Annotated in this window: 30 protein-coding genes; all 30 read left to right on the top strand. The window is 37.4% G+C overall.

Going from position 1 to position 25,344, the window contains the following annotated elements:
• The first annotated feature begins 383 nt into the window (after window positions 1-383).
• Complete coding sequence (metK, locus tag Q0O89_RS07375; protein WP_293731060.1) at window positions 384-1,535, top strand: methionine adenosyltransferase; 1,152 nt, start codon at window positions 384-386, stop codon at window positions 1,533-1,535.
• 308 nt (window positions 1,536-1,843) lie between these two features.
• The gene (locus tag Q0O89_RS07370; protein WP_293731059.1) at window positions 1,844-2,341 is read left to right on the top strand and encodes a SprT family zinc-dependent metalloprotease; all 498 of its coding nucleotides are present in this window, start codon (window positions 1,844-1,846) and stop codon (window positions 2,339-2,341) included.
• 71 nt (window positions 2,342-2,412) lie between these two features.
• Window positions 2,413-3,012: an OmpW family outer membrane protein gene (locus tag Q0O89_RS07365; RefSeq protein ID WP_115637467.1), complete on the top strand. Its 600-nt coding sequence runs from the start codon at window positions 2,413-2,415 to the stop codon at window positions 3,010-3,012.
• Window positions 3,013-3,138: 126 nt separating this feature from the next.
• The gene (gene htpG, locus Q0O89_RS07360) at window positions 3,139-5,022 is read left to right on the top strand and encodes a molecular chaperone HtpG (protein ID WP_293731065.1); all 1,884 of its coding nucleotides are present in this window, start codon (window positions 3,139-3,141) and stop codon (window positions 5,020-5,022) included.
• Between the two features lie 113 nt (window positions 5,023-5,135).
• On the top strand, window positions 5,136-5,855 hold the full coding sequence (locus Q0O89_RS07355; protein WP_293731056.1) for a 4'-phosphopantetheinyl transferase superfamily protein: 720 nt from the start codon (window positions 5,136-5,138) through the stop codon (window positions 5,853-5,855).
• 94 nt (window positions 5,856-5,949) lie between these two features.
• The gene (gene nudF / locus Q0O89_RS07350; RefSeq protein ID WP_293731055.1) at window positions 5,950-6,573 is read left to right on the top strand and encodes an ADP-ribose diphosphatase; all 624 of its coding nucleotides are present in this window, start codon (window positions 5,950-5,952) and stop codon (window positions 6,571-6,573) included.
• A gap of 149 nt (window positions 6,574-6,722) precedes the next feature.
• The gene (gene cpdA / locus Q0O89_RS07345; protein ID WP_293731054.1) at window positions 6,723-7,553 is read left to right on the top strand and encodes a 3',5'-cyclic-AMP phosphodiesterase; all 831 of its coding nucleotides are present in this window, start codon (window positions 6,723-6,725) and stop codon (window positions 7,551-7,553) included.
• A gap of 206 nt (window positions 7,554-7,759) precedes the next feature.
• On the top strand, window positions 7,760-8,398 hold the full coding sequence (gene ccmA / locus Q0O89_RS07340) for a cytochrome c biogenesis heme-transporting ATPase CcmA (RefSeq protein ID WP_293731052.1): 639 nt from the start codon (window positions 7,760-7,762) through the stop codon (window positions 8,396-8,398).
• Window positions 8,395-9,060, top strand: a complete 666-nt coding sequence (gene ccmB / locus Q0O89_RS07335; protein ID WP_293731051.1) for a heme exporter protein CcmB — start codon at window positions 8,395-8,397, stop codon at window positions 9,058-9,060. The genes ccmA and ccmB overlap by 4 nt, the downstream gene beginning before the upstream one ends.
• A 10-nt stretch (window positions 9,061-9,070) precedes the next feature.
• Window positions 9,071-9,802 (top strand): heme ABC transporter permease, encoded by a 732-nt coding sequence (locus Q0O89_RS07330; protein ID WP_293731049.1) that lies wholly within the window; start codon window positions 9,071-9,073, stop codon window positions 9,800-9,802.
• Window positions 9,803-9,840: 38 nt separating this feature from the next.
• Window positions 9,841-10,044, top strand: a complete 204-nt coding sequence (ccmD, locus tag Q0O89_RS07325) for a heme exporter protein CcmD (RefSeq protein ID WP_293731047.1) — start codon at window positions 9,841-9,843, stop codon at window positions 10,042-10,044.
• Window positions 10,041-10,571, top strand: coding sequence for a cytochrome c maturation protein CcmE (ccmE, locus tag Q0O89_RS07320; protein ID WP_293731046.1), 531 nt, complete (start codon window positions 10,041-10,043; stop codon window positions 10,569-10,571). Before ccmD ends, ccmE begins: the two co-directional genes overlap by 4 nt.
• Window positions 10,568-12,514: a heme lyase CcmF/NrfE family subunit gene (locus Q0O89_RS07315; RefSeq protein WP_293731044.1), complete on the top strand. Its 1,947-nt coding sequence runs from the start codon at window positions 10,568-10,570 to the stop codon at window positions 12,512-12,514. Before ccmE ends, Q0O89_RS07315 begins: the two co-directional genes overlap by 4 nt.
• 3 nt (window positions 12,515-12,517) lie before the next feature.
• Window positions 12,518-13,063 (top strand): DsbE family thiol:disulfide interchange protein, encoded by a 546-nt coding sequence (locus Q0O89_RS07310; protein WP_293731064.1) that lies wholly within the window; start codon window positions 12,518-12,520, stop codon window positions 13,061-13,063.
• Window positions 13,064-13,065: 2 nt separating this feature from the next.
• Window positions 13,066-13,551, top strand: coding sequence for a cytochrome c-type biogenesis protein (locus Q0O89_RS07305; protein WP_293731043.1), 486 nt, complete (start codon window positions 13,066-13,068; stop codon window positions 13,549-13,551).
• 3 nt (window positions 13,552-13,554) lie between these two features.
• On the top strand, window positions 13,555-14,469 hold the full coding sequence (gene ccmI, locus Q0O89_RS07300) for a c-type cytochrome biogenesis protein CcmI (RefSeq protein WP_293731042.1): 915 nt from the start codon (window positions 13,555-13,557) through the stop codon (window positions 14,467-14,469).
• Window positions 14,470-14,679: 210 nt separating this feature from the next.
• Window positions 14,680-15,237: a hypothetical protein gene (locus tag Q0O89_RS07295; protein ID WP_293731040.1), complete on the top strand. Its 558-nt coding sequence runs from the start codon at window positions 14,680-14,682 to the stop codon at window positions 15,235-15,237.
• Window positions 15,238-15,259: 22 nt separating this feature from the next.
• Window positions 15,260-15,553, top strand: a complete 294-nt coding sequence (locus Q0O89_RS07290) for a hypothetical protein (protein ID WP_293731039.1) — start codon at window positions 15,260-15,262, stop codon at window positions 15,551-15,553.
• Between the two features lie 116 nt (window positions 15,554-15,669).
• The gene (pepB, locus tag Q0O89_RS07285) at window positions 15,670-16,977 is read left to right on the top strand and encodes an aminopeptidase PepB (protein ID WP_293731062.1); all 1,308 of its coding nucleotides are present in this window, start codon (window positions 15,670-15,672) and stop codon (window positions 16,975-16,977) included.
• 117 nt (window positions 16,978-17,094) lie between these two features.
• Entirely contained in the window at window positions 17,095-17,631 is a 537-nt protein-coding gene (hpt, locus tag Q0O89_RS07280; RefSeq protein ID WP_293731038.1) for a hypoxanthine phosphoribosyltransferase, read from the top strand.
• Window positions 17,632-17,732: 101 nt separating this feature from the next.
• Window positions 17,733-18,722 (top strand): ImmA/IrrE family metallo-endopeptidase, encoded by a 990-nt coding sequence (locus tag Q0O89_RS07275; protein WP_293731037.1) that lies wholly within the window; start codon window positions 17,733-17,735, stop codon window positions 18,720-18,722.
• A gap of 1 nt (window position 18,723) precedes the next feature.
• Entirely contained in the window at window positions 18,724-19,338 is a 615-nt protein-coding gene (locus tag Q0O89_RS07270) for a hypothetical protein (protein ID WP_293731036.1), read from the top strand.
• Between the two features lie 240 nt (window positions 19,339-19,578).
• The gene (locus Q0O89_RS07265; RefSeq protein WP_293731035.1) at window positions 19,579-19,731 is read left to right on the top strand and encodes a hypothetical protein; all 153 of its coding nucleotides are present in this window, start codon (window positions 19,579-19,581) and stop codon (window positions 19,729-19,731) included.
• Between the two features lie 60 nt (window positions 19,732-19,791).
• Window positions 19,792-20,997: an RNA-binding domain-containing protein gene (locus Q0O89_RS07260; protein WP_293731034.1), complete on the top strand. Its 1,206-nt coding sequence runs from the start codon at window positions 19,792-19,794 to the stop codon at window positions 20,995-20,997.
• A 139-nt stretch (window positions 20,998-21,136) separates the two neighbouring features.
• Entirely contained in the window at window positions 21,137-22,165 is a 1,029-nt protein-coding gene (locus tag Q0O89_RS07255; protein ID WP_293731033.1) for a Wzz/FepE/Etk N-terminal domain-containing protein, read from the top strand.
• A 5-nt stretch (window positions 22,166-22,170) separates the two neighbouring features.
• The gene (cps2T, locus tag Q0O89_RS07250; protein WP_293731031.1) at window positions 22,171-23,337 is read left to right on the top strand and encodes a beta 1-4 rhamnosyltransferase Cps2T; all 1,167 of its coding nucleotides are present in this window, start codon (window positions 22,171-22,173) and stop codon (window positions 23,335-23,337) included.
• A 31-nt stretch (window positions 23,338-23,368) separates the two neighbouring features.
• Window positions 23,369-23,671 carry a DUF1919 domain-containing protein gene (locus Q0O89_RS10530; RefSeq protein WP_366516026.1) on the top strand — a complete coding sequence of 101 codons (303 nt, stop codon included), beginning with the start codon at window positions 23,369-23,371 and terminating at the stop codon, window positions 23,669-23,671.
• The gene (locus tag Q0O89_RS07245) at window positions 23,637-23,969 is read left to right on the top strand and encodes a DUF1919 domain-containing protein (RefSeq protein WP_293731030.1); all 333 of its coding nucleotides are present in this window, start codon (window positions 23,637-23,639) and stop codon (window positions 23,967-23,969) included. The genes Q0O89_RS10530 and Q0O89_RS07245 overlap by 35 nt, the downstream gene beginning before the upstream one ends.
• Complete coding sequence (locus tag Q0O89_RS07240; RefSeq protein WP_293731028.1) at window positions 23,962-25,128, top strand: glycosyltransferase family 4 protein; 1,167 nt, start codon at window positions 23,962-23,964, stop codon at window positions 25,126-25,128. Before Q0O89_RS07245 ends, Q0O89_RS07240 begins: the two co-directional genes overlap by 8 nt.
• Window positions 25,129-25,133: 5 nt before the next feature.
• The coding region (locus tag Q0O89_RS07235) for a Stealth CR1 domain-containing protein (protein WP_293731027.1) at window positions 25,134-25,344 on the top strand (211 nt) is incomplete at its 3' end.

Genomic DNA, 25,344 nt, shown 5'->3' with positions numbered 1-25,344 from the left:
TAAGAAAAAATATCAATAAAATAGCAAAAGCACACCAAATGAATCAAAATTTCATGTTTGTGCTTTTCCTACATAGTGATGGGGGGCTGAGAATTAGAGTGGCAAAGCCACTCAGACTGCTGACAAACATCAAATAACATTGTAGGGACACACTGCGTGTGTCCGAAAATATTAATTCAATCAAAAAGTTGTAAAAAATATTGATGACGGACACACGCAGTGTGTCCCTACAGTCATTTCACATCAAGATATTTTTGAAATCAAAATATTTCAGATTATTAAGTAAAATTTTGTCAGCAGTCTGTGATTAAATTACTTGCCTTTTTATTAAAAAAGTCTATTATAGCCGTCTATACTTCTAAATGATTTTTTAAGGAACGGTTATGTCATCTTATTTATTTACATCTGAATCAGTTTCTGAAGGGCATCCTGACAAAATTGCCGATCAGATTTCTGATGCGGTATTAGACGAAATTTTAAAGCAAGATCCTAAAGCGCGCGTGGCGTGTGAAACCTATGTGAAAACCGGTATGGCGTTAGTGGGCGGTGAGATCACGACCTCTGCTTGGGTGGATATTGAAAATTTAACACGCCAAGTGATTTGTGATATTGGTTATAAACATTCTGAAATGGGCTTTGATGGTCATTCTTGCGCGGTATTGAATGCTATCGGTAAACAATCTCAAGACATTAATCAAGGGGTTGATCGCGAAAATCCATTAGAGCAAGGCGCAGGCGACCAAGGAATTATGTTTGGTTATGCGACCAATGAAACCGACGTCTTTATGCCGGCGGCAATTACGTATGCGCACCGCTTAATGCAACGCCAAGCAGAAGTGCGCAAAAATGGTACATTAGACTGGTTACGTCCGGATGCAAAAAGTCAAGTCACCCTAAAATACGAAAATAATAAAATTGTCGGCGTTGATGCAGTGGTACTTTCAACTCAACACGCGGAACACGTGAGTCAAAAAGAGGTTCACGAAGGGGTAATGGAGGAAATTATCAAACCTATTCTTCCGACAGAATGGTTAAGCAAAGACACAAAATATTTCATTAACCCAACGGGGCGTTTTGTGATTGGCGGCCCAATGGGGGACTGTGGTTTAACCGGGCGTAAAATTATTGTAGATACTTACGGCGGTGCAGCACGTCATGGTGGCGGTGCATTTTCGGGTAAAGATCCGTCAAAAGTTGACCGTTCAGCAGCCTATGCAGCGCGTTATGTGGCAAAAAATATTGTTGCTGCTGGATTAGCAGATCGTTGTGAAATTCAACTTTCTTATGCTATCGGTGTGGCTGAGCCAACATCCATTATGGTGGAAACTTTTGGAACGGGCAAAGTAGCAGATGAATTGTTAGTGGCACTTGTGCGTGAACATTTCGACTTGCGTCCTTATGGTTTAATCAAGATGCTTGATTTAATTCAACCGATTTACCGTGAGACTGCCGCTTATGGTCACTTTGGCCGCGAACAATTCCCTTGGGAAAAAATTGATCGTGCAGCAGATTTGCGCGCGGCAGCTGACTTATAATTAAAAGAAAACCGCTCGATCTTTCAATTGAGCGGAAACAGATGTTTTTTATTATGGTGTCAGGTTATTGACATAACAACGAAATCAACGCTACAATGAATCTGTAGTCGATTTCGACTGCAATATGCAATTTACCCTCGGTACAAGAAAAATAAATTCGCATTTACTGCTCCTTATATTGTGTGAAACACAAGCAGAGCAAAAACACAAAAATCCCTGTTCCAGCAGGGATTTTGCATTTTTCCCTGCCACCAACTGTTTTTAACAGCGCGTAAATTATACAATTAACTGTAAATTTAATCAATGAAATGACCACGCTAAATTTTCGCCAACTCAAAATGCAAATACAACGCCGTTTGTCCGCTTGTTTGGCAATGGCTGAGCACTATTTTAATCGTCCTTTCTCAATGCCTGAAGTGAGTTACGATATTCGTGGTGTAAAAGCGGGTGTAGCCTATTTGCAACAAAATACGATTAAATTTAACCGCACTTTATTGTTGGAAAATCCTGAAGAATTTATTCATCAAGTGGTTCCCCACGAATTGGCACACTTAATTGTGTATCAATTATTTGGGTGCGTGAAACCGCACGGAAAAGAATGGCAAGGGGTGATGGAAAAGGTGTTTCAGTTGCCGCCAGATACTTGCCATCAATTTGATGTGCAATCGGTACAAGGGCAAACTTTTGCTTATCGTTGTGCTTGTCAAGAACATCAACTGAGTATTCGCCGTCATAATCGCATTATACGAGAAAGTGCGGTTTATTTTTGTCGTCAATGTAAAAAGCCCTTAGAAAAAATGAGCTAAAAATATTTGTAATAAGATCATATTGTTATGTATAATAGGCTGCTTTATTTAATATACAAAGGAGTATTTTTATGAAAAAAACAGCATTAGCACTCGTTTTAGGCGCATTAACATTCTCAACAGCGGCAAGCGCGAATTGGTATGTTGAAGGCAATCTTGGTTATTCCAAATTAAAAACTTCAGGTTTGGCGGTTGAAGAATTCAATGACAGCACATTTTCACCAAGTTTAGCCGTAGGTTATAAAATCAATGACTGGCGTTTTGCTGTTGATTACACTTACTATGGTAAAGCTGATCAAGGATATAAAGTTAACTATTCAGGTGGTAGCGTTGCCGGTGATGCTGAATTAAAAGCGTATGGTTTAGGCTTAGCTGCATACTATGACATTAACTTAAATTCAAAAATTAAACCTTATGTCGGCGCGCGTATTGCAACTAACTACGTGAAGTTAGATGAAACTAATGTGGAAACTACAGCACGAGGCACTGAACGCGAAGAGCTATCTGATTCTAGCACAAAAGTAGGCTATGGCGCGGTTGTAGGCGCAACCTATAATTTTGCACCAAAATGGGATGTGAACGCTGCATTAGAATATAACCACTTAGGCAAAGTAGAAGATGTGAAAATCAATCAATACGGCGCGAAAGTTGGCGTGCGTTATTCATTCTAATTTTGCTATTATTCAGAAAATGCGATCGTTAATAAAGGCGATCGCATTTTTTTATATTTATTCCCTTGAAAAATCGATTTCTATTCTTATTTAACATTCACATTCTATTTATTTTTCAAGGAAATAATCATGTCAAAACAACAAACCTACGGTTTTCAAACAGAAGTTAAACAACTTCTTCAATTAATGATCCATTCTCTCTATTCCAACAAAGAGATTTTTTTACGCGAACTGATTTCAAACGCTTCAGATGCAGCGGATAAATTGCGCTTTAAAGCGTTGTCTGCGCCAGAACTTTATGAAGGCGATGGCGATTTAAAAGTGCGGATCAAATTTGATGAGAAAAAAGGCACGATAACTATTTCAGATAACGGTATTGGGATGAACCGTGAACAAATCATTTCTCATTTGGGAACCATTGCGAAATCAGGAACGAAAGAATTTTTAACCGCACTTGGTACGGATGCCGCAAAAGATAGCCAGTTAATCGGGCAATTTGGGGTTGGTTTCTATTCGGCATTTATTGTGGCGGATAAAGTGGAAGTGCGCAGCCGTGCGGCCGGCGAAAGTGCGGATAAAGGCGTGCTTTGGATTTCTGCCGGTGAAGGTGAATATTCTGTTGAAGATATTGAGAAAAAAGAGCGTGGTACAGAAATTACCCTTTTCTTGCGTGAAGATGAAAAAGAATTTTTAAACGAATGGCGTTTACGCGAAGTGATCAGTAAATATTCGGATCATATTGGTTTGCCGGTGGAAATCTTAACAAAAGATTATGATGACGAGGGCAAAGAGCAAGGCGTGAAATGGGAAAAAATCAATAAGGCGCAAGCCTTATGGACTCGTGCTAAAGGCGAGATCTCGGATGATGAATATAAAGAATTTTATAAACATTTGAGCCACGATTTTGCGGATCCGTTAATTTGGGCGCATAACAAAGTTGAGGGCAATCAAGAATATACCAGCTTGCTTTATGTGCCGTCAAAAGCACCTTGGGATTTATTTAATCGCGAGCAGCAACACGGTTTGAAACTTTATGTACAACGCGTGTTTATTATGGATGATGCGGAAGTGTTTATGCCAAATTATTTGCGTTTTATGCGCGGTCTTTTGGATAGTAATGACCTACCGCTAAACGTCTCTCGTGAGATTTTGCAAGATAATAAAACCACTGCCGCATTGCGCAAAGCCTTGACCAAACGTTCATTACAGATGTTAGAAAAATTAGCGCAAGATGATAGCGAAAAATATCTCGCTTTCTGGAAAGAATTTGGTTTAGTGTTAAAAGAAGGTGTGGGCGAAGATTTTGTTAACCGTGAACAAATTGCCAAACTTTATCGTTTTGCGTCGACAAAAACAGACAGTAGTGAGCAAACCCTTGCTTTAGCTGATTATGTGGCGCGTATGAAAGACGGGCAAAAAGCCATTTATTATATTACGGCAGACAGTTACACCGCCGCGAAAAATAGTCCGCACTTAGAATTATTCAACAAAAAAGATATTGAAGTGTTGTTACTTTCAGATCGTATTGATGAATGGATGCTGAGCTATTTAACCGAATTTGACGGCAAACCGTTGCAATCCATTACGAAAGCGGATATTGATCTAGGCGATTTAGCGGATAAAGACGCGGATGAGCAAAAAGCGCAGGATGCGGAGTTTGGTTCTTTTGTGGAGCGTGTGAAAACCTTGCTGGGCGAACGTGTTAAAGATGTTCGCATTACGCACCGCCTAACGGATACGCCGGCAGTAGTGTCAACAGATAACGATCAAATGACGACACAAATGGCGAAGTTATTTGCCATGAGTGGTCAACCTGTGCCAGAAGTGAAATATACTTTTGAGCTTAATACGGAACATCCGTTAGTGCAAAAAGTGGCGAATTTAACGGATGAAACGGAATTTGCGAATTGGGTTGAGTTGTTACTCGAACAAGCTATGCTGTCTGAACGTGGCACGCTTGAAAACCCAGCGGCGTTTATTAAACGCGTAAATAGTTTGCTTACGAAGTAGTTTTTATTTGAGAAATAACCTAGCACGAGCCGTGCTAGGTTTGTTAACGGTCTAGGACAGGGATAAACCCTGTCCCTACGCTTATAATAATGTTGTTCAATTTAGGGATCCTTATGGCGGTTTTTATTGCGTGGGGAAATATTCAAAAAAACTATTCTTTTCAAGAGATTCCTGCTGACTTGTTGCCTGAACAATTACGTATTGTGCCACAAGGCAATCCACGCGTTTTACAGCGTTATGAATGTCGTAAACTGGCGCATTTTTTGTTGTGGCAACTTTGTAAAATAGCACAAATCCCTACCGCACTTTTATCTCAAATCACTCGAACTCAAAGCGGCCGTCCGCAATTTCCTGTTAACCATATTGATTTTAATATGACACATTCGGGCGATTGGGTAGCCGTCATTTTAAATGTAGTAGAGCAAGGAGAATGTGCCGTCGGTATTGATATTGAATTTCCCAAAAAATCGAGAAATTTCGCTGCACTTTTACATCATTTTGCCGCTGAAAATGAAATTCAATGGTTTGAACAGCAACAAGACAAAGAGCAAGCTTTTTATCAGATTTGGTGCTTGCGTGAAGCTGTACTGAAATCACAAGGTGTTGGTATTGTGAAATTAAGCGAAGTGAAACACAATCCTGAGCGATTAAGTTTGCATTCTGCTTATTGCCCGGTAGGTGAATTAATTTTTACCGCTGAATTGCCTTTTTATTTAGCGGCATTTAGTTCAGGAAACGGATTAACAACAGCGCGCTATTTTCAGCTTGCAGAAAAGCGGTTACAGTCCGTTGATTTGAAACATTCGGTAAAATATTCTGTAAATATTTTGTGAGACAGTTCAAATTTTTGCATAAAAAATGAAAAAAATGTTTATTTTTTTAGTAAGATGAACAAATCCTAGAATGAATGTGGTATTAGGTAAAAGGATGTCTGAAATTAAACAATTTACTCAAAATGACATAGAAATTATTCGTAGTGAAAAACTCTATGAGGGTTTTTTTGATATGCGCCGAGTGCAATTCCGTCATAAGTTATTTGCCGGCGGTTGGAGCGGTGTTGTTACACGCGAGTTATTGATCAAAGGCGCCGCGTCCGCAGTTATCGCCTACGATCCTCAAAGAGATCAAGTGGTGTTAGTGGAACAAGTTCGTATTGGTGCTTATGACCCGAAATTATCTACCTCACCTTGGTTGTTTGAATTAATCGCTGGAATGGTGGAAGACGGGGAAACGCCTGAAAATGTGGCGTTGCGTGAAAGTGAAGAAGAAGCCGGGGTTGTGATCGACAATCTACAACCCGCCTTGAGTGTGTGGGATAGTCCGGGCGGAACCTTGGAACGTATTTATTTATTTGCAGGAAAAGTTGACAGCTCTAAAGCAAAAGGAATACATGGTTTAGCGGAAGAGCATGAAGATATTCGAGTGCATGTTGTAAGTCGAGAAATAGCGTATCAATGGGTTGAACAAGGAAAAATTGATAATGGAATTGCCGTCATTGGTTTGCAATGGTTGCAACTGAACTATCAGCGATTACAGCAAGAATGGTGTTAATAACGAATAAAATATCAACAAAAAATTAAAAAAAACTCGATCTTTGTCGCATTTTTTTCTTTTTTAGGATGAAAAATTTTTCTGAAAGAGTAGAGTTTTATGGTACCGATTCTTAGGTAGCAAAAGTTGTTGTAAAAAAAGGGGGGATTGTGCGTAATACCTATATTGATAATACCAAGGCCGAAATAATACGCCTTGTTCAAATAACGGATCCCCATTTGTTCAAGGATGAAAACGGTGAACTGCTTGGTATTAATACACTAGCTAGTTTCGATCAGGTGCTAAGGGAAATTGAGAAAACGGATTTTGATTTTAATTTAATGTTAGCAACTGGGGACATTGTGCAGGATAGTTCCGATGAGGGGTATCTTCGATTTTGTGAACGTGTGAATACATTGAATAAGCCCGTATTTTGGTTACCTGGAAATCATGATTTCCAGCCTAAAATGCAGGAATATTTAAATGCTGGGCACGGTTGCGTTGATTCACGTAAACATTTGTTGCTAGGTGATGTTTGGCAAGTATTAATGTTGGATAGCCAAGTTTTTGGTGTGCCGCATGGACATCTTGGGCAATATCAAATTGATTGGGTTATGTCTAAGCTGAAAGAGCATCCTGAACGTTATACGTTGGTGGTGTTACATCATCATATTTTATCGACAAATTCAGCGTGGTTGGATCAACATAATTTGCGAAATTCAGAAGAGCTTGCGCAAACATTGGCGCCATTTCGTAATGTGAAAGGAATTCTACATGGTCATATCCATCAACAGATGGATGCGGAATGGCATGGCTATCAGTTAATGGCAACGCCTTCTACTTGTGTTCAATTTAAGCCTGATAGCAATCATTTTGCATTGGATACATTGCAGCCCGGTTGGCGCGAAATTGAGCTTCATGGGAATGGTGATATTGTGACCCGCGTGAAACGGATTCAACAGGCAGAATTCTTGCCAAATATGCACGAAGAAGGTTATTAATTATTTTTTGTCATGAATGATAAGGGCAGAGTTTATCTCTGCCCTTGTTTCTTGATCTAATTCAAAAAGAGTTTAATTTACCACTAAATAGTTATATTCAGTCCCTGTTGTAAACTACGAGATTCTTTCTGCTTATGCTAGAATCTCTTTCCATTGTGTAGCTGTGACATAATATCGAGAATTATCCGACATTTTTTAAGGTTCCCATGACGTTCCAATTAGACATTGAACAACTTGCTTGCCAACGTGGTGATAAAATTTTGTTCACTGATTTGAACTTGCGTTTCAAATCAGGGGATTTTGTACAAATTGAAGGTCATAATGGTATCGGAAAAACCAGTTTACTACGTATTTTGGCCGGGTTGGCGTGGCCTTTGGCCGGCAAAGTGCGGTGGAATTTAGAAGAAATTAGGACAAATCGTGAAAATTATTATGCGGATTTGCTGTATCTGGGGCATCAATCAGGGGTAAAACCTGAATTAACCGCGTGGGAAAATCTGTCTTTTTATCAACAAGTGAGTCGTAGCAAACAAGGTGATGAGATTGTTTGGCAAGCACTTGAAATCGTTGGGTTGCTGGGGCGTGAAGATTTGCCGGCAAGTCAACTTTCTGCCGGGCAGCAAAAACGTATTGCATTGGCAAGATTATGGCTTTCAAACGCCCCTCTTTGGATTTTAGATGAGCCTTTTAATGCGATTGATAAATCGGGTGTGAGTGTATTAACTCAACATTTTGAACAACATTGTGAACAAGGTGGCATTGTCATATTAACAAGTCATCAAGATGTGCCAAGTGAAAAACTGCAAAAAGTGCGGTTAGAACAATTTAAGTTTTTAGCAGAATGATATTTTTAGAAATAATAAAACGAGAATTACGCATTGCCATGAGAAAGCAAGCGGAAATTTTAAATCCGTTATGGTTTTTCTTGATCGTCATTACCTTGTTTCCGCTCGTTATTGGCCCGGATCCGAAGTTACTCGGTAAAATTGCCGGCGGTGTCGCTTGGGTTGCCGCCTTGCTTTCTGCATTATTATCCTTTGAACGCTTATTTCGCGATGATTTTATTGATGGTTCATTGGAGCAGTTGATGTTAGTGGCACAACCCTTAGCCATAACGGCGTTGGCAAAAGTGATTGCACATTGGCTGTTAACAGGCGTTCCTTTAATTTTATTATCGCCGATCGCAGCATTATTACTTTCCCTTGATATATCGATTTGGTGGGCATTAGTGTTAACTTTATTAGTGGGGACGCCGGTTTTAAGTTGCCTAGGTGCTATTGGTGTGGCATTAACCGTAGGGTTACGCAAAGGCGGCGTATTATTAAGCTTAATTATTTTACCGTTATTTATTCCCGTGCTGATTTTTTCGGCGTCCGTGCTGGATGCGGCAACATTAAATTTGCCATATCACGGACAGTTAGCGATTTTAGGTGCGATTTTAGTAACAGTATTAACCTTTTCGCCTTTTGCTATTGCAGCGGCATTACGAATTTCATTAGACAATTAAAGGAATGATTATGTGGAAGTGGCTTCATCCTTATGCCAAATCTGAAACTCAATATGTATTATGCGGTAAATTTGTGCCGTTTTTTGCCGTGTTGACGGTGCTTCTACTTGTTGTCGGGATTGTGTGGGGGCTGGCTTTTGCTCCGGCAGACTATCAACAAGGCAATAGCTTTAGAATTATGTATGTTCATGTACCCACCGCTATTTGGTCTATGGGGGTTTATGCTTCTATGGCAGTGGCGGCGCTGATTGGTTTAGTATGGCAAATTAAAAATGCTCACCTGTCTGTAATTGCCATGGCACCTATCGGGGCAGTATTTACCTTTTTAGCCTTGGTAACAGGCGCGATTTGGGGTAAACCCATGTGGGGAACTTGGTGGGTTTGGGATGCGCGTTTAACGGCTGAATTAATTTTATTTTTCTTATATTTAGGCGTAATGGCTCTTTATTCTGCTTTCTCTGAACGTAGCAAAGGCATGAAAGCTGCCGCTGTGCTGTGTGTGGTGGGCGTCATTAACTTGCCGATTATTCATTTTTCGGTGGAATGGTGGAATACGCTGCACCAAGGTGCCAGTATTACTAAATTAGAGAAACCCTCTATTGCAACACCGATGCTAATTCCATTAATTTTCAGTATTTTCGGTTTTATGTGTTTAACCATTTGGTTAACCTTAGTGCGTTATCGCAATGCCTTATTGCGTGACGAAATGAAACGCCATTGGGTGAAAGCGTTGGTGAAGTAAGAAGCGCGGTCAAAAATTAAGTTATTTAGGAGAGAAATATGTTTTTTCAATCTTGGCGTGATTTCTGGGATATGGGTGGCTATGGCTTTTATGTTTGGCTGTCTTATGCTATTTCCTTCATGGTCATTCTCGGGCTTATTGTGCTGAGTTACAAAGGAAAAAAGGCTATTTTACGAGATATACAACGTGAACAAGTGCGTGAAGCACGCTTAAAAAATATGAAAGCAGGGAGTGGACTATGAATCCAAGACGTAAATCGCGTTTAAGTTTGATTTTATTTGTGGTGCTAGGTATTGCAGTGGCATCAGGGCTCATTATGTATGCTTTACGCTCAAACATTGATTTATTTTATACGCCAACAGAAGTATTGTATGGTAAACATAATGATGAAAGCACCAAACCTGAAGTGGGACAGCGTATTCGTGTAGGGGGGATGGTTGTCGCAGGAACGGTAAAACGTGATGCCAAAAGTTTAAAAGTACAATTTGATGTCAATGATATTGGTCCGGCCATTACGGTTGAATATGAGGGTATATTGCCTGATTTATTTCGTGAGGGGCAGGGTATTGTCGCGCAAGGCGTGTTAATTTCACCCACTGTTTTGCAAGCGACAGAAGTATTGGCGAAGCATGATGAAAACTATGTCCCTCCGGAATTAGATGAACAACTAAAAAAAGCTCACAAGCCAATGGGGATTAGTGAACAGGATTTGAAAGGTGAAAGCGAACGTGATCGCAATGAAAAAATAATGCAAGAAGGTCAACAATGATTGCTGAATTAGGTCACTTTGCTTTAGCGTTAAGTTTAGCGGTAGCAGTGCTACTCGCCATTTTTCCATTATGGGGAGCCGAAAAGGGCAATGTTCAATTAATGCGCTTAGCTCGTCCAATGACATACGGCTTATTTTTTACCTTAACCCTTGCTTTTGGTACGTTGTTTTATGCCTTTGCGGTGAATGATTTCACGGTACAATATGTGGTTAACAACTCGAATAGCAATTTACCTATGCAATATCGTTTATCCGCCGTTTGGGGATCGCATGAAGGCTCGTTATTGCTGTGGATTTGGTTGCTTACTTTATGGGGCGCAGCGGTGGCGAAGTTTAGTCGGGCATTACCACAAGAAGCCGTTGCTCGCGTATTAGGGATTATGGGGCTGATTAGTGTTGGTTTTCTCATTTTCGTTTTATTTACCTCTAATCCATTCACCCGAACCTTCCCGGATTTCCCCGTAGATGGACGAGAATTAAATCCCTTATTGCAAGATGTAGGGTTAATTTTCCATCCTCCATTGCTCTATATGGGGTATGTAGGTTTTTCTGTGGCTTTTGCTTTTTCCATTGCCTCTTTGATGACAGGCAAACTGGATACCGCTTGGGCGCGTTGGTCACGTCCTTGGACGATGGCCGCTTGGGTATTTTTAACCTTAGGGATTGTGCTTGGCTCGTGGTGGGCTTATTACGAATTGGGCTGGGGCGGCTGGTGGTTCTGGGACCCTGTAGAAAATGCTTCTTTGATGCCCTGGTTAGTCGGGACAGCGTTGCTACATAGTCTTGCGGTAACCGAAAAGCGCGGTTCGTTTAAAGCGTGGACGGTGTTATTGGCGATCTTAGCGTTCTCCTTATGCTTATTGGGCACATTTTTAGTCCGTTCAGGCATTTTAGTATCTGTGCATGCGTTTGCATCAGATCCTACACGCGGTTTGTATATTCTCGCTTATTTAATCGTGGTTATTGGCGGATCTTTGGTGCTTTATGGGTTGAAGGGCAGTCAAATTCGTTCTCGTGATAATGCGGAACGTTATTCGCGCGAAACCATGTTGTTGCTCAATAATATCTTATTAATGACCGCACTTTCCGTGGTATTGCTAGGAACACTTTTGCCTTTAGTACATAAACAATTAGGCTTGGGCTCTATTTCTATTGGTGCGCCGTTCTTTGATCAAATGTTCCTGATTATTTGTACGCCATTTGCATTGCTCTTGGGTATCGGGCCCTTGGTAAAATGGCGTAGAGATCAATTTTCAGCTATCCGAAAACCGGTGATTATTTCGGTATTGTTGATGGCAATATTGGGTTTTGTGTTACCTTATTTCTTACAAGACAAATTAACAGTCAGCGCCGTGCTTGGCACAATGATGGTGGCAATCATTGTGTTGCTGGCGTTGTATGAACTCCATCAACGCGCAACGCACCGCTCAAATTTCTTTTTGGGATTAACGAAGCTTTCTCGTTCCCAATGGGGAATGGTTTTAGCACATTTAGGGGTTGCCATGACGATTTGGGGCATAACCCTAAGTCAAAATTACAGCATTGAGCGAGATGTGAGAATGCAAGTGGGCGATAGCGTAGACATTTCAGGTTATCAGTTCCAATTTAAAGGTATTCAAGATGCCAATGGTCAGAACTATTTAGGCGGCAAAGCGGAAGTGGAAATTACTAAAAATGGTCAATACGAAACCACACTTTTTGCAGAAAAACGCTTCTATAAAGTCAGTAAAATGACCATGACCGAAGCTGCAATCGATTGGGGCTTAACGCGCGATCTTTACGTCGCACTGGGCGAAAGCCTTGGTGAGGGTGCTTGGGCATTGAGACTTTACTATAAGCCCTTTATCCGCTGGATTTGGTTAGGGGGATTATTTATGGCATTAGGGGGCGTTCTTTGTCTATTTGATCGCCGTTATCGTTTTTCAAAAATATTGGCAAAATAAATGATAAATAAAAAATTCTTTTTACCTTTCATTCTTTTCTTCGCCTTAATTGTGGCTTTTTTTGTGCAATTACAGCGTAATGCTCAAGGCGATGATCCTAAGGCGTTAGAAAGTGCTTTAGTCGGAAAACCTGTACCGAGCAAAATATTGGTTGATTTATTCGATGAAAGTAAGCAGTACGGTAATGCTATTTTCCAGCAAGGAAAACCGATTTTACTTAATGTGTGGGCAACTTGGTGCCCAACTTGTTATGCGGAACATCAATATTTAAATGAATTAGCCGCACAAGGCGTGACAATTATTGGATTGGATTATAAAGATAAAACCGATAAAGCGATCAAGTGGTTAAAAGAGTTAAAAAATCCTTATCAAATTGTGTTAAAAGATGAAAAAGGGGCTTTTGGCTTGGATTTGGGCGTGTATGGTGCGCCTGAAACCTTTATTGTGGACGGTAAAGGCATTATTCATTATCGCCACGCCGGAGATGTAAACGCCAAAGTGTGGGAACAAAAACTAAAACCAATTTATGAACAATTAATGGGACAGTAGTCATGAAGTTAGTGAAAGTTGGCTTAATTTTATCCGCACTTTTAACAGCAATAAGCAGTTTTGCCGCTATTGATGCGTTGGAATTTAAATCTGCGCAGCAAGAGCGTGATTACCACAGTTTGACACAAGAGCTACGCTGCCCCCAATGCCAAAATAATAATATTGCGGACAGTAATGCGACTATCGCAGTAGATATGCGGGCGAAAGTGTTCGAGTTGTTGAATGAAGGGCGAAGCAAAGACGATATTGTGAACTATATGATCGAGCGTTATGGTAATTTTGTCACCTATAATCCTCCTTTGACCCCTGCAACACTATGGCTTTGGTTATTACCTTTATGTTTTGTTGTCTTAGGTGTTTTTTTTGTTTTTCGCCGTAAGACAAGTAGCGCAGAAAGTGCGGTGAAAAATTCAGCCGTTTTTGATTATGTGGATTTATCAGCAGAAGAGGAAAAGCGTCTGCAAAGCTTATTGGATAAGAAGGATTAATTTATGATGTTATGGTTAATTGCCGCTTTATTAACCTTTATTGTGGCGTTGATTTGTTTTTATCCTTTGTTGAAAAATACAACGCAAAATACGAATACACAACGCGATGAACTCAATAAGGCATTTTATTTTGAACGTTTGAAAGAAATTGAACGTGATGAAGCACAAGGTTTGCTTGAAAATGTCTCTCAATTGAAAACGGAATTACAGCAAACTTTACTGGAAGATATTCCTGATGAAAGTGCGCTAAGTGCTGAAAAAATCGCGGCAAAAAATAGCGATAGAACTATTGGAAAACTTTGGTTTGTCTCCGGTTTTCTGGGGTTGTTGATTATTGCAGGTGTAGTGTATTTTAAACAAGGTGCCTGGCAACAACAGGCGATGTTTGAGAAAGCTTATGAAAAATTGCCTTATTTCTACGAGCGCATTAAAACGGAAGATGAGAACCCATTAAGCGATGAAGAATTGCAGCAATTTGCCACCGCACTTCGTGTAAAATTACAGAAAGAACCACAGGATCCGAAAGGTTGGTGGACTTTAGGACAAATTGGTATGTCATTGAATAATGGTCATTTAGCGTTTTCCGCCTATGAAAAAGCGGTTGGCCAAGATCCGAACAATCTGGAGTATAAATTATCTTTCGCGCGTATTTTAATGATGTCTGATAATGACAACGAAAAATTACAAGGCGAAACCTTATTAAAAGAGGTGATTCGCCAAGATCATCGTAATTTACAGGCATTAGGTTTATTGGCATTTTATTACTTTGCCAAAGAAGAGTATAAAATGGCGGCGGTTACGTGGGCGATGATGTTGAAATTAATGCCGGAAGACGATAGCCGCCGAGAATTAATTGAGCGATCAATTCGTTCGGCGCGTGATGCTGCTATAGAGCAAGAGGCGGTCAAACATAAATAAATTTTGGCAAACTAAAGAAAATTGTCTAAAAATTAATATATTGATATAATCCCCACACAGGATTAATGGTTTTATTTTAAAGGACTGAAAACGGCACTATCGAATATAACTCTTATTTGACTTGATGTATTAACAGAACTTTATTGGTGTAATTCTGATAATATTCCTTTGAAATTGTATTGAGTAGTGACAACTTAGGGGGGGGGACGCATGAAACTATTACGAGCATCTTTAAGCATGATCGCATTTTTGATAGCAATAGTAATACCAACATGGTCATTTGCTGAAATAAATATCCATATTTCAGAAAGCTCTGCAACTGTGAACGGAGCAGATAAGGTTGGTAATAATGCTACTGCCTATACCATCAATGGGCAGGAGGTTCAAATGGGCGGTAAATCAGCTAATAGGCAGGATAATATTCACTTTGAAGTTTATGGGTATGGTGAAAATTATACTTCTCATTCGGTTTATTCTTCGGGAGCGGGTGTTTGCTATGCCTTTGTTGGTGGGCGCGAAGTTGAGTTAAAAGATTCCAGTATTTATTATGTCAAAGACTCCAAGACGGGAGATTACTATGCTGCCGTTGTGGGAGCTGATGTGTCAAAAGGTGGTGCTAAAAACGTTCAATATGCACCGATTTTTAATATCAAAGATCCTAAATTATTAGAAGAAATTCGTAAAAAAGAACAACGTGACGGTAAAAAAATCGTTGAAAAAAATATATCAGAGCGCGGTGATTTCTTAGAAAACGTAATTTGCCGCTAAAATAATAGATAAATGAAATAGTATGAAGCAGAAGATATTGATTAGTTTATTTAGTATTTTAACCGCTTGTACCACACCGCAAAATCAACCCAAAGCGCCGTTAGATATGCAAGCGGTGCAAGAGTATAATGCTAAAGTTTACAGCGGTAACACTGTGCCACTGGCAGAGCGGATGAAATCCCCAAAACAAGTTGATACTCCGGTAAACCAAAGTGATCAGCAATCAAGAAAAAGCCCGGTAATGCGAGTTAATCCTAATATTGCAGTGGGAGTCGGTTACGGGCGCGGTTATTGCCATCATAGATATTGTTGGTAATTTCATTTCCCCTTTTTGTAACGCTTATGGTGTATCAAAACCACTCTTCCGGCTTAGGCTAAATCTATAATTTACTCCCCTTTATTACTTTTTCTTTTTAGGAATTTTATATGGCAATGCAGATTTTACTTTCAACTGAAAAAGCACCTCAAGTTTGGGGCGATAATGCCTTGTTAAGTTTTAATGGCGAACAGGCGATGATTCATCTTGACCAAAATAACGAAAAAAATCACCGCACATTAGTCCAAAAAGCCGCACGGAAATTACGAGGACAGGGGATCAATGACGTAGAATTAGTGGGCGAATCTTGGCAATTAGAATATTGCTGGGCATTTTATCAAGGCTTTTATACAGCCAAACAAGATTGGGCGGTGGAATTCCCTGAGTTAGGCGAAGATCATGATGAACTGCTTGCCCGAATTCAGTGTGGGGATTTTGTGCGAGAAACCATCAACTTATCTTCATCTATTATTACCCCTATTGAATTGGTGAGACGATCCGTTGATTTTATTTCTGAACAGGCTGAACTTGTTGAACGCGAAAGTGCGGTCAAATTTGAAGTCATTTCAGGAGAAACCTTATTAGAACAAAATTATCAAGGGATTTGGACTGTAGGGAAAGGTTCAGCAAATCCCCCCGCCTTGCTACAACTGGATTTCAATCCAACAGGAGACGAAAATGCCCCAGTATTAGCATGTTTAGTAGGAAAAGGGATTACCTTTGACAGTGGCGGTTACAGTATTAAACCCAGTAATTTTATGGAAAGCATGAAATCCGACATGGGGGGAGCCGCATTATTAGTAGGCGCATTAGGACTGGCTATTGCGCGCGGATTGACGCAACGAGTGAAATTATATTTATGTTGCGCAGAAAATATGGTCAGTCACAATGCATTTAAACTCGGTGACGTGATTACCTATCGCAATGGCGTTACCGCAGAAATTATGAATACAGATGCGGAGGGGCGTTTAGTTTTAGCCGATGGTTTAATTTTAGCGAGTGAGCAAAATGCGAAGTTTATATTAGATGCCGCAACTTTGACAGGTGCCGCAAAAATTGCCGTAGGAAATGACTATCATTCTATACTATCTCTTGATGACCAATTGGTTTCTGCTTTACTACATGCAGCTAATGAAGAACAAGAACCATTCTGGCGTTTACCTTTTGAAGAGTTTCATCGTGAGCAAATTAGCTCTTCGTTTGCAAAAATTTCTAATACAAGCTCGGTCGCCGTAAGTGCCGGTGCGAGTACCGCAACCGCCTTTTTATCTTATTTTGTTAAAAATTACCAAAAAAATTGGTTACATATTGATTGCTCAGCTACTTATCGCAAGTCATCTAGCGATTTATGGGCAACAGGTGCGACAGGCATTGGCGTTCAAACTATTGCGAATTTATTGCTGACTCAAACTCTATCTGCTTAGCGGATATTTGTTTAGGCAATTGTGTTTGCATGAGGCGGCGAGAAATAGATATAATAAGCGTATCTTTATGATACCCATTGATATTTACCATAGGTTAGAAAATTATTAGGTTTTTTTATGCAAAAACATCATGTTGAAGTCTTAATTTCTGAAGAGAATGTACGTACCAGAATTCATGAATTAGGCAGGCAAATTACAGAATTTTATAAACAAAATCAAGTGGATAAATTGATTGTTGTTGGACTTCTTCGTGGTTCATTTATGTTTATGGCAGATTTGGTTCGAGAACTGAAGTTACCTGTTGAAATTGAATTTATGACAACCTCAAGTTACGGCAGCGGTATGACGACAAATCATGATGTCAAAATCAGCCAAGATTTAAGCGGTGATATTAAAGGTGAGCATGTGCTCATTGTAGAAGACATTATTGATACGGGGTACACCTTAGAAAAAGTCCGTGCCATCCTAAATTTACGCGAACCTAAAAGTTTGGCGATTTGTACCTTATTGGACAAACCATCACGCCGCGAAGTTCAAGTCCCGGTCGAATGGGTTGGCTTTGAAATCCCTGATGAGTTCGTAGTGGGTTATGGTATTGATTATGCACAAAAATACCGTAATTTAGGATTTATTGGTAAAGTGGTGTTGGAATAAGGTTTTTATAGGCGAGAGATTTTTCTATCTTTATAGTTGAGCACTACAAATAATCCAGTTAGAAAATTTATTCGAGATGAATTGTGATAAGGAGGTTTTTTATGACAAGTCAATTTGAAATGAAAACCTTATATAATAAAATTATAGCATTAGGTTTTAAAAAGAAAGATATCCAAGCTATTTTACCTGAATGGTGGAATGATAATATTGCTAAAACACAATCGGGTTTTTTAGAGGCTGCTGCATTATTATCTAAATCATTAAGTATTAATTTGAAATCTCTTATATCAGAAGAGAATGCTTATTTTGATTTACCATTATCTAATTTTAAAGCCAAAAGTAATATAAATACTGCTGAATTAGATATAGCAGTTGCACTATCAACTGTTGCTGCAAAAGCGACTTTACGAGGCTTTAGTGCAGAAAAACGTTATGATGGATTAACGGCAAAGAAAGTACGTGAAATATTACTTTCTCGCGGCAATAAGTGGATCGACTTTCGTACATTAGTAGAGTTTTGTTGGGAAATAGGTATTCCAGTTCTACATTTAAATCTCAAAAATTATAAAAAAATGCAAGGGCTTGCTATAGAAATAAATAATCGTCCGGTGATTATTTTAACAAGTCAGAATAAATATGGTTATCTAGTATTTGATTTAGCGCACGAACTAGGTCATATTTTAGCTGGGCATACAAAAGAGAGTATAGTGATTGATGAGCGTATTTCTCCGGAAGGCATTGAACAAAATGAGAAAGAGGCTAATAACATTGCCTTGGAAATTCTAACAGGCTCGAACTATCATTTTACAACAAGAAGCCGTAATCCTCGTTCTATTGCGGAGGCTTGTATTGCAACAGGAAAAGAAAGGAATATCGATCCCGCTCATTTAGTATTAAATATTGGTCATTCAATGGGTAATTGGGTTTTAGCTAAGTTGGCATTAAATATTATCAAAGAGAAGTTAAATATTAGCTCAAATGATCCTTCGATATGTAAAGAGGCAATGTTAGAAAGATTGAATTTTGAGACAATGGGGGATTTTAAACACCCTATGCGCGTTATTACGTCCTCTTTAAATAAGGCTGCTTAGAATGTTGTTGTTATCTGATAATGATATTTTGGTTAAATTAGGTTTATTGGGGCTGTTGCCTGATTTTTTAAAGTCATTGGGATTGGAAAATAGTCAAGTTTATATTACAGAATCAACAACCTATTCTTTGCCCTCGCAGTTAAAGAAATATACAAGGGATACTGATATACATCGACCAATATTAGAATTAGTTGCTCAATTTCAAAAAATCTCTTCTATAGATATAGAGTTATTAGAGCAATTTAACACTGTTAGTGATATTGATTCTGGAGAAGCTATTTTAGCTACAAAAATAATTGAAAATCCTTCCGCCTATTTAGCTACAGGGGATAAGCGATTTTTAAGAGCTGTACAGCAGACGGAATTTTCTAAAGAGTTTGAGAATAGAGTCTATACTTTTGAATTAGCCTTATTGTTGTTAATAAAATTTATAGGATACGAAAGAGTGAAATCCAAAATATTGGAAAATTCTCAATTGCTTGATAGTCCATTGGATAACTTATTTAGATTGGCATTCAAAGAAAATTCTGTAGAGTCTGATGATATTGAATGTTTGATTAGTTTTACAAAGGAATGTAGTGGTACACTAAGGCTTGTTGATGTTTTATGCTTATAAAATATACTATTTTATACCTAGCACGTAAAATGCGTACTAGGTTACGCATAGTTGAGTGGCTTTGCCACTCTAATTCTCAGCCCCAAAGGGGCTGATTTATGCGTAACCCAGTATGGCTCTGCCATGCTGGGATATTAAATAAACACTTATTGGTGATTTTACAGCCTCAAAACATCAACAAGTTCTAATCTCGCAGTCCTCAATAAGTGGTAAAATTTAACCCAAAATGAGGATACAAAAATGCGAAGACCTAGAAGAACCTTTAGTGCGGAATTTAAAGCTGAAGCGGTAAAATTGATTACCGGGCGTAGATTTTTAAGAAAACTACAACGATTATTTGCTTTTGATGAATTACTCAAGCAGTTAATTATTCGTGATGTAAAATCAAAATAGAGATACAGTTGCTTAGAGTGGTAAGGTGGAAACTGTAATTCCACTTTACGAGAGATAATAATGAAAAAAGACGAATTACTAGAAATCCTTTCTAATGGTGAAAATTCAGGCATTGAATTTAAACGGGATGATATTCGCCCTGAGCAATTAGCGAAAGAGATCGTTGCCTTAGCTAATTTCATGGGTGGGATGGTTTTGCTTGGTGTAGAAGATGATGGTTCTATATCGGGTATTCAAAAAGAAAATCTTGAAGAATGGGTAATGAATGTATTTAGAGATAAAATTCATCCCACTATTCTGCCTTTTTATGAAGAAGTATCTATTGACGATAAAAAAGTCGCCATTATTACCTTTCCCCAAGGTACATCAAAGCCTTATGTAGTAAGAGATAAAGGTAGAGAGGATATTTACGTTAGAATGGGCACAGCGTCTTGCCTTGCAACAAGGGAGCAAATTGGACGGTTATATGAACTAGGTGGAATGCTGCATACTGAGTTATTAGCCGTGCCAAGAACGGATATAAACTGCCTCGATTTTGCACGTTTAGAAAATTATTTACGAGATATTATCAATGATCCCTTTTTACCTTCTAATCAACAAGAATGGATAGAGCGTTTATTAGGACTAGGATTTCTAACACAAGTTGCAAATCAAACTTATTGTACAATTGCAGGCTTAGTGTTATTTGGTAAAAAACCTAGACGTTATTTGCGCCAAGCAGGTATTCGAGTAATGGTTTTTGATTCTCTTGATATGCAATATCAAGCAAAATTAGATATTATTCTTGACGGTTCCTTGCTTGCAAGAAAAGATGGCGGTAAAGAGATCATCGATAATGGTCTTTTAGAGCGCATATTAGAAAGTATTAATCCATTTATTTCTGAAGAAGAAAATGCATTAGATGGCTTAAGAAGGGTAACTAAATATTTCTACTCTCCCGATGTTATTCGTGAATTGTTACTGAATGCGTTTTCACATAGAGATTGGACAAGATTTGAAGATATTAATTTAGTTATTTATTCTGATCGCTTAGAAATTCTAAGTCCCGGGAAACTACCTAACTCAATGACTATTTTTAAAATGATCTCAGGTCAGCGTTCAGCAAGAAATCCAATTATTATGGAGATTCTCAGAGATTATGGTTATGTTGAAGCTCGTGGAATGGGAGTGAGAACAAAAATAATCCCATTAACGAATAAACTTAGTGGAAAAGATCCTGAGTTTATTTTAACGGATGACTATTTAAAAACGATTTTATATCGCTAGTTTTTTTACATTTTTATCAAAGTGCGGTCATTTCTATAACAGAATTAGAAAAAATATTTGTTAATAATAGGGTCTGTTTATCTTTCAATAAAAGTAACTATTTTTTAATTATGCCAACAGTATTACAAACGAGGATTAAATGTCAAATTTAGTAGAACAAAAAAATGATGAAATCGATTTAATTGAATTAATTAAAGTGTTGTGGGATAAGAAAATTTGGATTCTTATTTCTACTTTTGTATTCACGGCAATTGCCGGTGTATATGCTTTCACCGCAAAAGAACAATGGACTTCATCAGCTGAAGTTATTCCTCCTACAGCAACGGAAGTTGGTCGTTATGCCAATGCCAAATTACGCTTTGCACAAATGGCAAATGAACAAAATGTAACATTTGATTCTATATCAACAAATCTTTATGCTCAGTTTGAGCGATTAACATTTTCCCAAAATGAAAGACGGGCTTTTTTTATTCAATCTGATGAGTATAAACGCTTAACTGTCGATTTAGATGAAAATACTCAAAGAAAAGTATTATCTGATCTATCTATTGTGAAAACGGCAATTGTTAGACCCGCCCCTAAGAAAAATCAAGATATGTTCGGTAATAGAATAAGTTTTTCTAGCGAAACACCGTTGTCAGCTCAACAAACATTGTCGCAATTTATCGCTTATGTAAGTAAAAAAGCATTCGATCTAGATAAAGCGAATTTTCAAGCCCAAATAGTACAAAAAATAGAGAGCTTGGCAATAGAAAAAGAAGAAATTGAAACATTATTAGAATCGAAAAAAGATCTGAAGATTTCATCGGTTGATAATAATCAATCACAAGTTACTCAAAGAGAGAGTTCAATCACGAGACAACCTCAATCTGTGCAACTAAATACGACAACAGAGTTACTCACTTATGGGGATGACTATGCGCGTTTACAACTTAAATTACTTTACTCTCGCCTAAAACAATTAAACTCATTGCAAGAGGAAGTTAAGAGTTTAGAGGGACAAGCGGTTAGTTATCAGGTAAGTCCGGATTATCCTGTAGTGAAGGATAAACCGAAACGTTTATTTATCTTACTTGGTGGTGCTGTCGCTGGCGGATTATTATCAGCGTTAGTATTAATTATGAATTATTTATTTAAGCAAAGCCGACGTCTAGAAGATAAAGAGTAAATATTGTGAAAAATGTATATATTATTGGTTCAAAAGGTATTCCTGCTAATTATGGTGGGTTTGAAACATTTGTTGAGAAATTAACTGAATATCAACAATGCAAAAATATCAAATATTATGTAGCATGTATGCGAGAAAACTCGTTAAAGTCAGGTATAAATTTGGATGTTTTCGAACATAATGGTGCAACTTGCTTTAATGTTGATGTGCCTAATATAGGTCCCGCAAAGGCTATTTACTATGATGTTGTAGCTTTAAATAAAGCTATTAAATTAGCTATAGAGAATAATGATGTGGCACCAGATTTTTATGTGCTTGCATGCCGTATTGGACCATTTATTCATTATTTCAAGAAAAAAATCCAATCTATTGGAGGACGTTTACTTGTTAATCCTGATGGTCATGAGTGGTTGAGAGAAAAATGGAGTCTACCGGTACGAAAATATTGGAAATTTTCTGAATCTCTCATGGTAAAGCATGCAGATCTATTAGTATGTGATAGTAAAAATATTGAGTTATATATTCAGGACGAATATAAAAGATTTAGGCCTAAAACTACATATATTGCTTATGGAACAGATCTAAGTAAATCAACATTTTCATCAGATAGTGAAATAATAAGAAAATGGTTTCAAGAGAAAAATATTTCTGAAAACGGCTATTATTTAGTTGTTGGCCGTTTTGTTCCAGAGAATAATTATGCATCAATGTTGAGAGAATTTATTAAGTCGAATAGCAAGAAAGACTTTGTTTTAATTACGAATGTAGAGAAAAATAGTTTTTTTGAAAAATTAAAAGCAGAAACTAAATTTGATCAAGATCCTAGAGTTAAATTTGTTGGAACGGTTTATGATCAAAATTTACTAAAATATATTCGAGAAAATGCTTTTGCTTATTTTCATGGGCATGAAGTAGGTGGTACAAATCCTTCTTTACTAGAAGCCTTAGCTTCAACAAAACTAAATTTGTTACTTGATGTTGGTTTTAACCGTGAAGTTGCAGAAGATTCTGCAATTTATTGGAAGAAAGATAACTTATCAACAGTTATTGAAAGTGCTGAATTACTAGATATAGGTGAAATTTATCAGTTTCAAAGCAAAGCTTTTTCAAGGGTTAAAGAAAAATTTTCTTGGGAGTTTATTGTAAACCAGTATGAATCTTTACTAGGGTAAGTATGGAATTTAGAGAGCAGCAAAGAAATTAATCTATCCAATAATTAATTTTTTTTATAGAAGAAAGTTAAAAAATCCTAATTTCACTATTATTAGTGATAATTGTTGGGGCGGTAAGGTTTATCAAGAATTAGGTATATCTTATTCTTCTCCTTTTGTTGGACTTTTTATATTTAGTCCTGATTATCTCAAATTAATAAAAAATTTTAAGGAATATATGAGTTATGATCTTGTCTTTAAAAAAGATTCGATTCATATATCAAATTTTGATAACCGTTATCCTATTGCAGATTTAGGTGATGTCGAGATTCATTTTTTACATTATTCTTCATGAAAATGAAGCAAGAAAAAAATGGGATAGACGAAAATCTCGTATACACTGGAATAATTTATTTTTTAAAATGAATGACAATGATAAAGGTTCTTATGAGTTGCTAAAAGAATTTGATAATCTACCTATCAAAGGGAAGATAATATTCAGCTCTAAAAATTATACTGATTTAAAAAATTTAGTTTTTTTTAGACATAATCAAAATGATGAATCAGTAGGTATTGATCTTAAAACGTATAGAAAGTATTTTGATGCGGTGAATTGGCTTAATGCAGGTGGAGAAGATTTAAGTAATGATTAATGTCTTATATTTGCACGCTGGGGCGGAGATGTATGGTGCAGATAAGGTTTTATTAGATCTTATAAAAGGTTTAGATAAAACTAAATTTATGCCATATGTTGTATTACCTTGTGATGGTGTGTTAGTTGAAGAGCTACAAGCTATTGGGGTAAAAGTATTCGTTATAGATTATCCTATTTTAAGAAGAAAATATTTTAATCCTAAAGGTATTTTTAGTTACTTTTGTTCTTATTTTTCTAAATCAAATGAATTATTGAAATTTGCGAAAGAGCATAATATTTCTTTAATTCATAACAATACAACAGCTGTTTTAGAAGGTATGTATATTTCGTATAAGCTAAACATTCCCTTATTGTGGCATGTACATGAAATTATTGTATCTCCTAAATTTATTTATAAACTTATTTCATTTTTTTTAGCGAAAAGTGCAGATAAGATCGTTACGGTTTCAAATGCAGTTAAGGATTCTTATCTGAAATCCGGTTTCTTTAAAACAGATAAATATATTCAAACTATTTATAATGGTGTAGATAGTTATAAATATTTCCCTTTGCCTAGAACACAAGTGGAGCAGTATAAATCAGAACTAAATATTCCTGTAAATAGTCAGGTTGTTGGTATGATTGGCCGTATTAATGCTTGGAAAGGGCAAGGAGATTTTTTAGATGCTATAGAACCATTACTGGAAGAAAATAAAAATCTTTATGCTGTTATTGTTGGTGGCGTCTTTGAAGGTGAAGAATGGCGCCTTGAGCAACTAAAAGAAAAAATTGCAAATTTAAAGTCTTATAAACGAATTATCTTACTTGATTTTCAAAAAGATACAGTGAAATTATATAATTTATTTGATATTTTTGTATTACCGAGTACAAATCCAGATCCTCTACCAACAGTTGTTTTAGAAGCCATGGCTTGTGGAAAACCTGTAATTGGTTATGCACATGGAGGCATAACTGAAATGGTAACTGATAATGGTTCTTTAGTTGAAGTAAGAAATACCCAATTATTAAGTAATGTTATTAAAGAATTATTAAGCAATCCTGAAAAGCTCAATGAACTTTCTGATAAATCAGTTAATCGTCAGAATACTTATTTTTCCTTAGATACATATATTCAAAATTTTGAGATAGTATATGAATCACTGATAAAGAGAAAATAAAAATTATGCAAAAAATAGATTTTGTTGTTACTTGGGTGGATGGAAATGATCCCGTTTGGCAGGCTTCTAAAGCAAAGTATGCCAAAGAAGCTAATGTAATTCTAAATTCTGAGGCTCGTTATAGAGATTGGGAAATTTTTAAATACTGGTTTCGAGCCGTGGAAAAATATGCACCTTGGGTAAATAAAATATTTTTAATTACTGAAGGACATCTAC

The organism is uncultured Actinobacillus sp. (genome assembly GCF_945915845.1).
In the GTDB taxonomy this organism is placed as follows: Bacteria; Pseudomonadota; Gammaproteobacteria; order Enterobacterales; family Pasteurellaceae; genus Exercitatus.
This window is presented reverse-complemented; position numbering and strand designations above follow the sequence as displayed.